This window comes from Fulvivirga sp. AWR4_260 (assembly GCF_056158185.1).
Map to the genome: position 1 here is coordinate 2143571 of NZ_JBSWSU010000015.1, position 13609 is coordinate 2157179.

General features: G+C 35.6%; 10 protein-coding genes. 5 read left to right on the forward strand and 5 right to left on the reverse strand.

The genetic code is table 11. The features are described 5' to 3' along the window. Positions 1 to 8: 8 nt before the first annotated feature. The 3 genes from ACXACQ_RS15465 to ACXACQ_RS15475 are packed head-to-tail and all read right to left on the reverse strand — an operon-like array spanning position 9 to position 2756. Positions 9 to 1172: a glycosyltransferase family 2 protein gene (locus ACXACQ_RS15465; RefSeq protein ID WP_474976864.1), complete on the reverse strand. Its 1164-nt coding sequence runs from the start codon at positions 1170 to 1172 to the stop codon at positions 9 to 11. Between the two features lie 52 nt (positions 1173 to 1224). After that, positions 1225 to 2364, reverse strand: a complete 1140-nt coding sequence (locus tag ACXACQ_RS15470) for a sugar transferase (RefSeq protein ID WP_474976865.1) — start codon at positions 2362 to 2364, stop codon at positions 1225 to 1227. Continuing rightward, entirely contained in the window at positions 2361 to 2756 is a 396-nt protein-coding gene (locus ACXACQ_RS15475; protein ID WP_474976866.1) for a response regulator, read from the reverse strand. Before ACXACQ_RS15475 ends, ACXACQ_RS15470 begins: the two co-directional genes overlap by 4 nt. 904 nt (positions 2757 to 3660) lie before the next feature. Here ACXACQ_RS15475 and ACXACQ_RS15480 point away from each other — a divergent pair. The 5 genes from ACXACQ_RS15480 (at position 3661) to ACXACQ_RS15500 (ending at position 11240) form a co-directional block, all read left to right on the forward strand. Further along, positions 3661 to 5991, forward strand: coding sequence for a PAS domain-containing protein (locus ACXACQ_RS15480; protein ID WP_474976867.1), 2331 nt, complete (start codon positions 3661 to 3663; stop codon positions 5989 to 5991). 165 nt (positions 5992 to 6156) lie between these two features. Beyond that, entirely contained in the window at positions 6157 to 8820 is a 2664-nt protein-coding gene (locus tag ACXACQ_RS15485) for a PAS domain-containing sensor histidine kinase (RefSeq protein ID WP_474976868.1), read from the forward strand. Positions 8821 to 8966: 146 nt separating this feature from the next. Beyond that, entirely contained in the window at positions 8967 to 9332 is a 366-nt protein-coding gene (locus tag ACXACQ_RS15490) for a response regulator (protein ID WP_474976869.1), read from the forward strand. 118 nt (positions 9333 to 9450) lie between these two features. Then, a complete protein-coding gene (locus ACXACQ_RS15495) occupies positions 9451 to 10098 on the forward strand; it encodes an NAD-dependent epimerase/dehydratase family protein (RefSeq protein ID WP_474976870.1) in 648 nt (215 codons plus the stop codon). A gap of 5 nt (positions 10099 to 10103) precedes the next feature. Further along, on the forward strand, positions 10104 to 11240 hold the full coding sequence (locus ACXACQ_RS15500; RefSeq protein WP_474976871.1) for an MBL fold metallo-hydrolase: 1137 nt from the start codon (positions 10104 to 10106) through the stop codon (positions 11238 to 11240). A gap of 69 nt (positions 11241 to 11309) precedes the next feature. On the opposite strand, the gene ACXACQ_RS15505 is transcribed toward ACXACQ_RS15500, so the two are convergent. Then, complete coding sequence (locus tag ACXACQ_RS15505) at positions 11310 to 12230, reverse strand: DUF6607 family protein (RefSeq protein ID WP_474976872.1); 921 nt, start codon at positions 12228 to 12230, stop codon at positions 11310 to 11312. Beyond that, positions 12230 to 13609 (reverse strand): HmuY family protein, encoded by a 1380-nt coding sequence (locus tag ACXACQ_RS15510; protein ID WP_474976873.1) that lies wholly within the window; start codon positions 13607 to 13609, stop codon positions 12230 to 12232. The genes ACXACQ_RS15505 and ACXACQ_RS15510 overlap by 1 nt, the downstream gene beginning before the upstream one ends.

The window sequence follows — 13609 nt, forward strand, 5'->3', positions numbered from 1 at the left end:
TTCTTTATTTAATCGTTAGAGTTGTTGGTGCTATGAGGAGTGTGAATAAAAGTCTTATTCGCTCCTTTTAGTTTAAATAAAATCCTCAACATTTTCCAAAAAATTACTGGTAACATGAAGATGGAAGTTATCATTTGATAATTGTAATATCTTCTAGGTATAGCCAATAATACGCCTAGTACTAGTATGGCATATGTTATAAGCCAATATACAGGGTGGAAATATTGGGGAAATTCAAAACTCAATAAATAAATGAAAAATGTTAGAGAGGTGTGTAAGCCAATATTAATAAGCCTCGGCAATTGAATATTTCTTAACAAAGAGCTGTTTAAATATGTAATTCTCCCTTGAAAAAGACTCTTAACTCCTCTCCAGAAATATTTTCTAAGATAATAGAACTGGCTAGAAATCCACCTTGTTCTTTGGTTTTCAAAAACCTGCTGTTGCTCTACTTTTTCGTCATAGATTACAGCATTTTTAGCATATTTAACTCTTGTGCCCTCGTTTACTAGTCTTAATTCTAACTCACGATCAAAGCCTCCTATAGAAACCATTTCGCCTAATATTCTTTTTAGAGTAGAATATTTGAAAGACATACCAGATCCCTTTAATGATGCGGATAAATGAAGTGCAGTACTTCCTTTACAGAAAATACTGTTATTAATTTCTTCACTTAAGCCATCGAGGAATGATAAGGTATTATTTTCATTTTTTGCGGCTCTATGTCCTTGTATAGCATCATGACCTTGTAAGTGAATGTCGTTGATTAATGAAATGAAGCCAGGGTCCATCACATTGTCAGCGTCTAGTATTACAGCATAATCGTAAACATCACCACATCTTTTCATTGCTTCGTTTAAAGCTTTTACCTTGGTGCTTTTTTCAAATGATACTACTTCTGTCCTTACCGGAAGTGTAGCCAGGTTGTCTAATGTGCTTTGCTGTAGAGTATCTGCAATAATGACTACATCATAATAATCTTTATCGTAGGTTTGGTTTAAAGCTTTTTCTGCTACTTGAAATATTACTCCATCTTCTTTATAAGCAGGAATAAATACTACAATCTTATTTTTTTTAGGGTTATTGGTATGCTTAGGTTTACGGTAAAAAAGGCCTGAAAACGAAAATATAAAAGTATATAATGCTGCGTAACAGAAATATGTCAGTAACACAATTTCTATTATTAAGAAAATAAATTCCAAAGGTTTGATATTTGTTAGTTAATTAAACTTGTTCTTTTTGAATGAGGGCTGTTGGAGTTTTTAGCATAATTTTCATATCGTAAATGAATGAATTTTTGCTTGCGTATTCCATATCTAAAGAAACCCTTTCTTCCTCAGACATATCATCTTTACCTCTTTTTGTAATTTGCCATAATCCTGTAATGCCAGCAGGAGCTAAAAATCTTAAAGCCCATTGGTCTTGAGTTAATTTTTCAGCTTCGTAAAGAGGGAGAGGTCTATTGCCTACTAAAGACATATCTCCTTTTAAGACATTAAATAATTGTGGTAGCTCATCTAAACTTGTTTTTCTTAGAAATCCACCTAGTTTGGTTATTCTAGGGTCGTTTTTAACTTTGAAAAACACAGAGTCTGATGATCCGTCACCATTAGCACCGTATTGGTTCATATGCTTCATCTTCTCAACCAAGCTGTCGGCATCTTGTCGCATACTTCTGAATTTGTAGAAATCAAAAATTTGATAACCTTTACCTGCTCTTTTCGAAATGTAGAATATAGGCCCTTTAGAGTCTAATTTAATGGCTAACGCAATAATCAACAAAATAGGACTAATGCATAATAAAATAGTGGCACTAACGAAAATGTCAAAGGCTCTCTTTAATGACCACATTTTAAACGAGTCATTATTATGGAGTACTGCTACAGGTTCTTGACCTACTTCCTCTTGTTTTTCGTTGCTTAGTTCTTTTAACTTACTTAAGAAATCAATTCTTCTTCCTAAATCTTTGGCGCTAATGCTATCTGTATAATAGTCTTCAGCACCAATTCTTATGGCTTGATCTCTTTCCTTTTCGTCAAACTGTTCTGCCAGAAATATCATTGGTACATCTTGCAGAAGAGTAGATTTAATATCCTGGAAGGGTAGTAGAGCAGCAATTTTAATATTGGAGTTGACCACTATTACTTCAGGTAAATCACTAGAAATAGCAGACTTCAGCCAGTTTAAAGCTTCTAGCGGACTTTCTATGTTGTTGACATAGTATCCTTCTAGCCTCAAATCTAGGCAAAGGTTATCGCATGCCCCTATAAACAGAACATTAGCCTTAGTACCTGCATGCTTGGTTTGTGCATTGGACGTGGAGCTTTTCATTTGGTGAAAATTCAATATATTATCGTTTTTCATATATTAATACTCTGCTTTCTCTTATCATCTATCAGTTTAGTGATAACCTGAATAAGTTTTTCAGGATTAAATGGTTTTACCAAATAATCATCAGCACCAGACTCAAGACATTGTTTCTTTGTCTCTTCATCTTGCCTTGATGATATCACTATTATCGGAATGCCGGCATAAAGACCATTGGTTTTTAAATTTGCCAGAAAATCTTTGCCATCAATAATAGGTAAATGTATGTCGGTAATGATTACATCAGGACTTCCATATTTACTCATGTGTTTTAAAGCATTGCCCACATGACTGAAGGCATCTACTTCAAAATCTTTTTCTAGCATCTTTTTGATGAGCCATCTCATAGCTTCATCATCGTCTATTAATAAAATTCTATCTTTTTTCATTGAGCCAACTATTAATAATGAGTGATCTCCAACTTATGTGTGTAGCGTTTGTCCACAGACCTTAAAAAAATTAAAAACTTCATAGCTACCGTATTTTATTTAAACTTCATTTTATTAACCGCTCAATTAAAAGCTATTCTATTATTTGAAAATGTGTTCATACTGCTGATTTTTCAATCAATTCAGATAACAGGTTTTCTAACCGATGGTTTAATGTTTTGTTCAAAATTAAATTTACGATACTGTAATTTAATGGAAAATCTAAACCTTAACACATCCATAATAGTAATGTTTCAAAAGCTTTTAATTAACCTTTTATTATATATTAACTTATAAAATACATCCAGCTTAAAATCAATGTGTAACCGTTGATTAATACATAGATTTTAAATTAAAACAACATTAATAATACTTTAGAAATGTTATATCAGTAATGTTTGTAGGTTTTAGTCTGAGGAATGAGGGACTTCCTTAATTATGTTACAAAGTAATATTTCCGTTTGAATAATTCATAATATTAAAACGATATTTTTATCTCATTTCTAGTATTCATACGAATTCTAAATTTTACGGAGGCAGTAAATAATTCATTAAATCGTATAAGTAATACGGAATTTCGTTTTTTATTTTAAAAATACGAATCTGTAAAAAAAACAAGCTTATGGTTGAAATCACCCTTTATTAAATCATAATATAAATCTGAATCGATTGCAATTGATTTTCAAGGGCTTTAAATAATCATTTGATTTAATTTTTATCGAAATAAGCGGTGTTAGATAATAATCATTATATTAGGGAAAATTAACTACTAATAAGTGCAGCTGTAAAAGGTATAGAAGAGGGGTGAAGCACAGTATGAATTAACATAATAATTACAGCGTATCGACAAACTTTTAAAAACTTTATGCCAAAGATTCCCTTTACTTTAGACGAGAAATTGACAACAGAAGTAGAAGAAAGAAATTACCTGTTGAGTTCATTGTTAAAACACACAGATGATTTCATTTTGATACTAGATATCAATGTGCCTAAAGTAACCTTTGCGAATCAGAAGGCCGTAGAAACCCTGGGGCACGACAAGTTATATATATATAAGAGTGAAGCTTCTATTTTTGATGATGCCATTCATCCTGATGACCAAAACAGCTACCTAGAGCATTTGAAAGCCTGCCAGCACATGAAGCCTGAGTCTACAGCACAAATACAGGTGAGGCTTAAAGGAGCTGACTCGGAATATCATTGGTATAAGCTTAAACATATACCTTATAGATTAAATGATGCTTGTGAGGTGAGTCAGGTATTGTGCTTGGGCAAAATAGTTTGGAGAAATAAAAACAGGGCAGATGCTTATGCCGAATATATTAATAAGCTTAAGCAGTCTGGAGAGCTGTTTGATGCTGTATTTAATGCCTCTTTACATGGTACGCTTATTCTTAAAAGTATAAGAGATCAACAGGGTATTATTCAGGATTTTGAAATTATACTTCAAAATGAAGTGAGTAAAGAAATATATGGTAGTAATGTAATAGGGGAGCATTATGGCGTGTTGTTTCCGAGTATTAAAGATGACCATATATTTAATCAGCTCGTATCTGTAGTTGATTATAATAGAGTGGTGAATACAGAACGGCTGTATATAGGCCCTAGTTATAATGGCTGGTTTCATTGGTCTGCGCTTAAGTTAGGAGATGGCTTGGCTTTATGCTTTGAAGATATTACTAAACGAAAGCAAGTAGAGCAGGAGTTAGAGTATGAACAAGGCAGGTTGGAAGAGGCCAATGAAATAATTAAGATTTTATTAAATACCACCAAGACCGGCATGGGACGGTGGAATTGGCAGGACAATCGTACGAACTGGGATAAAAAAGCTGTGCGGATCTTAGGCTTTTCAGGTGAAGAAGAACAACGCTTTAGCGATGGTTGGATGAAAAGAATCCATCAGGACGATAGGGCAGAGGTGGCCAATCGTATTTTAGAATGTATGGATAAGGGAACGGACTTCTTAATGAAATACAAAGTGGTGCATGATGATGGTGAAGTGCGGGAGGTTTTGGGTGCAGGAAGGATGAAAAAGAACTATCAAGGGAGGCCTATAGATAGCATATGGCTCGTTACTGACATTACGGAATGGAGTAAACCGCAATATAGAAGTTTGGATGATGCTACTCATTTTTTAAGTAAAGTGGCAGAAACTATCCCTGATATAGTCATATTGTTTGATTTGGAGACTGGTACCATTAAATATATTAATCAAGATACTTCTACAATTACCGGTTATCCTTCTACCATTCTTGAAGCGATGGATAAAGAAGAGCTCCTTTATTTGGTGCACGATGAAGACCGTAAAAATTTCTTATCATTTTTACTCAATTTTAGTAGAATTGATGATTCCGCTATTCAGGAAGTAGAATACAGACTGCGTACCACTTCTAACAAGTATAGGAATGTACATTTTAGAGGCAAGGTTTTTAAAAGGAATAAGGTGGGGCATGCTGTTCAGGTAATCTGCACATTAGAAGATGTAACTGAAAAGAATAAAGCTATTAGTGCTTTAATTGAATCAGAAAAGCTTTCTATGAAAGGAAGTATGGCCAGAACTATTACCCATGAAGTGAGAGGGCCGTTAAATAATATCAACCTTACTCTGGAGCTGGTTCAGCGTCAGATGAATCATAGCCCACAGGCAGAGGATATAAATGATTACATTGGCATAATTCAACGCAGTACTTTCAGAATTAATGAGTTAGTAAACGAATTGTTATCAGAGCATGAAGATGTAAACGGGCATTTTGAGCGTGTGGATCTTTCGAAAGTGGTTGATGAAGCCTTAGTAATGGCTCAAGATCGGATATTCCTTACGGGTATCAACGTGGTGAAGGAGTATCAAAAGAAGTGTTTTATTTGGGCGCATAAAGAACGCCTACGTATTGCTATATTGAACCTGATAGTTAATGGAGCAGAGGCAGTAGAGCGCTGTAAAGGAAGAATTACCATTGCAGTTTTTGAAAGAAATAATAAAATTATGCTGTCCATTGCTGATAACGGTTGTGGAATAGCAAAAGCAGATATATCAAAAATTTTTAACAGCAGTTACACCAATAAGTTAGAAGGTATGGGCATTGGCCTGAGTACTGTAAAAGGTATTTTAAAGGCTCATCATGCAGATATTCATGTAAATAGTAAAAAAGATGTGGGTACTACCTTTATCCTCAAGTTTGATAAAATTAACAATTAACACATGTTTTGGTTAACATAAAAGAGCCACTAGTTTTTGCTGGTGGCTCTTTTGTTTATATAACTAATGACTTGTGAAAATAAGTAATGTTTTCGCTGTACCTTGCATGTTGATATATAAATGTTTATCTCATAAAAATGATAGGCATTGCTAAAAGATACCTTTATGAAGTTAGATGAAATTGGAGCAGTAGCCCAGGTAAAGCATTTTTTGCCTGAAGGGGTAGGGATGAGTAAGGAGATATCGGAGTATAATTGGGAACAAACTTCATGGGGGCACTTAAATAATTGGCCTGAATCATTAAAGGCACAGGTTTACCTGTTACTCAATACTAAATCTCCGCAACTATTGGTGCCCACTAATGGTGAAGGTTGGATTTATAATGAAGCACTATCGTTGCTCATTTCTAATCAGAATTTAGGCATAAACTATAAAGGCACTAGTGATGCCGATTTGTTTTTATTTACTAATACGGTATTGGTAGCCTTAAGTAATTTAGGTAATAATATTCACTCTGAGTTTATTGCTGAGAGTTATGGTACCAGTTATACTGTGGGCGTCACTTCGGCCTTATATGGGCATGCAGCCCTGATCGAGTTGACTTTAATTAATGCCGAAAATGATAAGTTAACGGAACAAACTTTAGAAAGAAATACATTTGAAGTTTATGCTGAAGCCATGCCGCAAATGGCTTTTATCTCTGATAGGAAAGGTAATATTATATATTTTAACCAGCGCTGGTATGATTATATTAAGGGAGTAGAAGACACCGAGGGCTGGGGCTGGAAAGACCAGAATATACATCACCCTGATGATTTGAGTCGAACTATCGAAGTTTGGCAGCGCTCCTTAGATAGTGGTGAGCCATACGAAATAGAGTATAGGCTTAGAAGGTACGATGGCGAATATCGCTGGTTTTTGGGGCGAGCCATGCCTTTATATGATGCTCAAGGTAAAATTAAAATTTGGCTTGGAACCAATACCGATATTCATCAACAGAAGATGGTAGAGGAGCGGTTGAAGGACAGTGATGCCAGATTAAAGATGGTGGCCATGGCTACACGTGATATTGTATGGGATTGGGATATGGAAAAGGATTTCGTGTGGTGGAATGAAAGCCTTTATGAGTCATTTGGCTTTAAGCATGGTGAAGGCGAGAGCAAATATGAATGGTGGCGTTCAAGGGTGAATGAAGAAGATATTAAGGAAATCGAAAGGGCTATATCAAAGCTTACCGGAAATCATGAAACCTTTTGGTCGGTAAAATATAGGTTTAAAAAGGCTGATGGCGAAGTGGCTCATGTCTTAGATAGAGGTTTTGTAATGTATAATGAGGCTCAAAAACCTATACGTATGGTGGGGTCTATATTTGATATGACTCCTGTTATTAAGTTTCAAAATGACCTAAAGGAAAGCGAAGAGCGTTTTCATATGATAGCCAATAACATTAGCCAACTAGTATGGAGAACTAATGATAAAGGGGAAGTGATATGGTTTAATAATAGGTGGTATGAATTTACAGGAAAGACATTTGACGAAACACAATCTTGGCATTGGCTGTCATTAATTCATCCAGATTATAGCAAGAAGGTAGAAGCAAAGCTAAAACAGGCTATAGAGGCGGGAGAAACCTGGGAAGATACATTTCCATTACTAAATAAAGATAACACATATAGATGGTTTTTATCGCGCGCTATTCCCATAAAGGATAGAGAAGGAGGAATATCTAATTGGTTCGGAACTAATACTGATATTACCGATTTACGAGATGTTGAAGAGGAGCTGAGAAAAACAAATCAATATAATAAAGCGCTGTTGGAGAGCTCGCCAGATATCATTAAAGCCATAGATACAGAGGGTAGGCTTTTATCTGTTAATCAGCATGGTCTCGAAGCCTTAAAACTTGAGGACATCCACGAATTGGACGGTAAAAACTGGCTGGAGCTGTGGTCAGGAGCGTATATGAAATCAGCAGAAGAGGCTTTTTTGATGGCAAAGAATGGAAATGTGGGACATTTTCAGGGGGTGCGCGAATTAGTGAAAGATAAGCTCCAGTGGTGGGATGTCCTCGTGGTACCGATATATGGTGAGGGTAAACAGATAGAAATGATTGTGTCATTTTCACGAGACATTACCAAAATTAAAGAGCTAGAGCACCAAAAAGATGAGTTTATAGGAATTGCTTCGCATGAGTTAAAAACACCTTTGACTAGTATTAAAGGAAGTATTGAGATTATTCAACAATTTCTTGCTGATGAAGCCTATGATATGACCGAATATTTTTTGAATAAGGCCAATTTACAAATAGATAAAATAACAACTCTTATCAATGATTTGCTTGATGTTTCAAAGATACAATCAGGGAAATTGGCTTATTCTTTTGCGCATATTACTTGTGGTGATATTATAGAAGACTGTGTGGAGCAGTTTGCTGTTCAGTCTAAAAAACACTGCATAGATATAGTTGGTGATCTTAAAACACCTATTTACGGAGACAAAACACGGTTAGAGCAAGTGGTGAGTAACCTGCTCTCTAATGCAATAAAATACTCCCCAGGATCTAATTCGGTAACGGTAGAGATAAGTCATTTAAAAGAAGAGATAAAGATATCAGTTACAGATAAAGGCATTGGTATAGCCGAAAGCAAGAAACCCTTTATTTTTGATAGATTTTTTAGGGTAGAGAAAACTTCTAAGCAATTTCAAGGGCTAGGTTTAGGACTTTATATCTGCACAGAGATCATTACAAGGCACGATGGTAAAATAGGTGTAGAGAGTGAAGAAGGCCGAGGTTCTACTTTTTATTTTACTTTGCCCATTAAATCTTAAAAAAAATGATAACCTTTTTCAACTACTCATGTTATAAGCATAAATGACCTATTACACGCTGTAATAATCATTTTTTCACAATAGTGATAAGATTTTAAATTAAAGCATATTGTTTATTAGCTACCTAACAGAGGAAATTTAGCCACATGAAGCAGACCATTCTGGTATTTGATGATGATGAAGATATCTTGGAGATATGTAAGCACATATTAGAAAGTAAAGGATTTAATGTATTTACTAATAATAGGTGTGATTATGTAATAGAAGAAATAGAAAAGCATTCTCCAAATGTGATTATTATGGATAATTGGATTCCGGAAATAGGAGGTGTAGCAGCTACTCAGCTAGTAAAGAATCATCCAGAGCACCATATAGTACCAGTTATTTTGTTTACGGCTAGTAAAGATATTGAGAAGTTAGCAGCCGATGCTCAGGCCGATGCATACTTGGAAAAGCCGTTTTCACTTAAAGAAATTCAAGATAAAGTAGCCTCTGTTTTAACTACTGCTTAGTAGTATCGTTTCAAAAGTCCATTTGTAAAATTATTTATTCAGCTATTACAGATTGAGCTGTACAACAAAGTGACTTAATTTTTTTACCAGTTATTTTACTTGTCAAATGATGTAAATTATGAAAGTAATAATAACAGGAGCAACCGGTATGGTTGGAGAGGGTGTGATGCTGACTTGCCTTAATCACCCTTCTATTACAGAAGTGTTGATGGTAAGCCGCCAACCTATTGACCACTCCCATCCTAAAATAAGAAATTATATTGTAGAGGATTTTTTGCAATTGTCTGATTCCGATCCTCAACTTAAAGGGTATGATGCCTGCTTCTACTGCGCGGGCAAAAGTGCTGTTGGGCTAACAGAAAACGAATATCATCAAATTACGTATGATACAACCATGGTATTTGCACGTGCAGTACTTCAAAATGATCATATGGTGTTCAATTTTGTTTCTGGGGCACACACTGATAGTACTGAAAAAGGCAAAGCTATGTGGGCAAGGGTAAAGGGTAAAACTGAAAATGCTTTAATGAAATTACCATTTAAAAGTGTTTTCTGCTTCCGCCCGGGCCTTATGAAACCATACCCAGAACAGCAACAGTTTAGAGGTTATAACAAATACATCAAAGTACTATATCCTGTAATGAAGTTATTCTTTCCTGCATGTACTATTAAAGAAATAGGAACGGCTATGATCAATGTAGTAGAAAATAAATACAGCAAAAATGTGCTTGAAGTGGCAGATATTAAGGCGGCAGCTAACATGTAAATAAGATGAAAAGAGTTTTTAAGTTTTTTAAATGGATGATGATTGTATTATTTAGTATCGTAGTAATAGTAGCTGCTATTACTTTTTTTTATATGCGCCAAGCAAAATTTGGAGGTAAGCCAGAGGGGAAAAGGTTAGCAGCAATGGAGGCTTCATCACACTTTAAAGCGGGTGTTTTTGAGAATAAAAGTCATACACCTACGCTTACCGAAGGCTATTCTATGATGGGTATTTTGAGCGATCAATTATTTAAAAAAATGCCTAGAAAAGAGCCTAAGGATACTATTCCTAGTACCAAGAAGGATCTTAAATCGCTTAAGGAGTCAGATAATGTGTTGGTTTGGTTTGGGCATTCATCGTATTTTATGCAGATAGATGGCAAAAGAATTTTAGTAGATCCTGTATTTAGTGGGAGTGCCTCTCCAGTACCGGGTACAGTAAAGGCATTTGCTGGCACAGATAGATATAAGGTTAGTGATTTACCAGATATTGATTATTTGTTTATAAGCCACGATCATTACGATCACTTAGATTATGAGACAATCAAAGAGCTGAAAGACCATGTAAAACATGTGATTTGTGGATTAGGAGTAGGGGCTCACTTTGAAAGATGGGGCTATTCTGAAGAACAAATTGAGGAAAAGGATTGGTATGAGAGCGTTACGTTTGATAGCGGTTTTGATATATATATGACACCGACAAGGCATTTTTCTGGCAGAGGCTTTAAAAGAAACAATACTTTATGGGGATCTTATGTATTGAAAACACCTACAAAAAAAGTATACATAGGCGGGGATAGTGGTTATGATACGCATTTCAAAAATATAGGAGAAAAGTATGGCCCGTTTGATTTAGCATTTATGGAAAACGGACAGTACAACATAGCATGGCATGCTATTCATATGTTGCCGCATGAAACCTTAATGGCGGCCAAAGACTTAGGGGCAAAAAGAATATTTCCAGTACACTCGTCCAAGTTCGCATTAGCTATGCACGCTTGGGACGAACCACTGAAGGAATTAAAAAAGCTCAATGCTTCAGAAGGTTATAATATACCCATGATTACGCCTATTATAGGGCAATTAGTAAATCTTGATGATGAAACTGCTACTTTTAATGCGTGGTGGGAAGGCGTAGAGTAGTATAGAATTTGGATAGTGCCTCGCTTAGCCAGCAACCTAATACTTGCTGGCTAATGAGGACTTTTGGTTTTATTGTTGAGCCAATGGCTCGGCTTGAATTATAAAAGGCGTAATTGCCTCGAGTATAGCTTTTTTAGAAGCTTCTTTGTTTTCTGATTTATAATCAGATGCTAAATCGAACAATCTCTGATATAGAAATTCATTTTCGACTTTAGTTTTTAATTTTAGCACATCTTGCTTTTCATAAATGTCATTCCAAGTAGCTCTAACTAACGCCCAGTATTCTTGGTTTTTATCCCAATACTCCTTGGCTGCACTACATTTTTGATCATCTACTTTGGTGTAGTAATTCATGCCTTTTTCATATGCTAATACTGTGTCGTTATTATCTTCTCTCAATATTTTAGCATTATCTTGCTCATGAATCCAGCCATTTTCTATGATTTCATGACGGGTTTTACGTCCCATAACATTATAGTCGTGCCTTTTAGTGTATTCTCTTCTAGGTAGAGGAGCATCCGTGGTGTTTTCCCAATAATCTTTGTTATTGAGGTGTACCCAAGAGGCTACGCCTTCATATCTAGGACCATCGTCAACCTGATATACTTTTTGAGTCCATGTTCCTTTGGCTTGCTTTGGAGTTAGCTTTACCTTTTTCCAGGTTTTGTCTTTCTCATATTCATACAATGCCTCGTTTTCATAAAGCCAGTCTTGTCTCCAGTGTTTAATCACCATACTTTTGTTCACTATTAGCAAGTGCTGGAGCGATAGTTTCTTCTTATCTTCTTCTGCTAAGGTTACCCACTCTAAGGCCTCGGCTTGGTAATTGGCATGAAAGGTATAAGCTGAGTCAGGAGAGAAGGTCTCTGCAAAATTGAAGCTTACACGGTAGCACCCACACATGGCTTTGATGGAGCTGACGTCCTGTTTGTTTTGCGCAGATACTTTAATGGAAAATGCGCATAATGTAATTAAAAGGAGTTTTTTCATTATTGAAGAAGCTTATATTTTAATGATGTATGTCCTCTTTCGTTTTCATTATTGGTCATAGACTCAAATGAAATTTTGTAGAAGTTTCCTTTAGAATCTTGAAGTACGTAAAATATATTTTTTAGTACTTGTGCAGACGGACGAGTTTCTCTCCATGAAGAACCTATAGAACTAGCTGCGTAATTGAATTGTAAACTAGCGGCATCAGCTTTACTGAATGAGTCGTAAGTAACCTGTTCTGTAACTTCTACTGACGCTACTTGTACATTACCAGTATTTATAACAATATAGTCTAAGAATCCGTAAACAATTTCTCCTCCTTGATATGGGTATCTTAAAGAGTATTTGCTATACATAATATCCCAGCTATCTGATTGTGGTACTTCAGTGTTTACCCCTTTATCTAAGTCAAATGGGATGATGTCATGTGTGCTAGATTTTGCTATTTCTGTTGTAGTAAATGTTGTAGCATCAATGTCAGCATGCTGGATAGTATAAGTGTTGGCATTGCTGAAAATTTTAACTTTTTTCCAGTTACGGCTGTTTCCATCTCTTTTAACGATAAATACCGTAGCATTTTCTTCTGACGAAGATATGGTTCCAAAAGCAGTTTTAGAGAGGTCGGCACTTTGATCATCTATCCACTGGCTGGCATCTGTAGACATGTAATTAGGAACTACCATTTGAGTAGCAAAGCCCACGGTATCATCACTGGTAACTGCGGTGAGGTCTGTTTTATCTATTGGTCTTGCCATTACATATCCTGCACCGTTAAGAAGCACATTATTGCTCTCTCCTGAGTAAAAGCCTAAGTCCCACGATTCTACAGAAACAGTGCTAGTGGTGTTTTTACTAAAGTCAGCAAATACCTGATTAGAGAAGTCACTGCCGGCATTAAGTAACAACACGCCTTCTTGAGAAGTATAATTTTCCGAAAATTCTATTGAAATAGAGCTGTTGTTTCCAATGCTAAAATTGTCATTAGTAGAAAGAATTTCATAAGTAAGTTTATGAGATTCCTCAATCTGTAAGTTAGATGAAGCATATACCAAGTAGCTAACTTCTTGGTCTCCTGATACAAATGGTAAAGTTAATGTGTTGTCAACCGTAGCTGGGTCTGTGTAGAAATCATTGTCTTCACCATAAATTAAATCTGTGTCAGATAAAGAAAGTTCAATGCTACCATCAAAATTTACAGCACGAGAAAAAATGATTTTCACCTCCAAAGGCTCAGTATCATTGATGCCGGCATCGGTGCTAGAGAAGTTAGCCGTTATAGGTGCGGGTGATGTGCTGTCATCATCATCTCCACATGATGTTAGCAGAAATATTGCTAAAGCAGAGCATGCAATTTTAAAATAAGTATTTATTTTAATCAT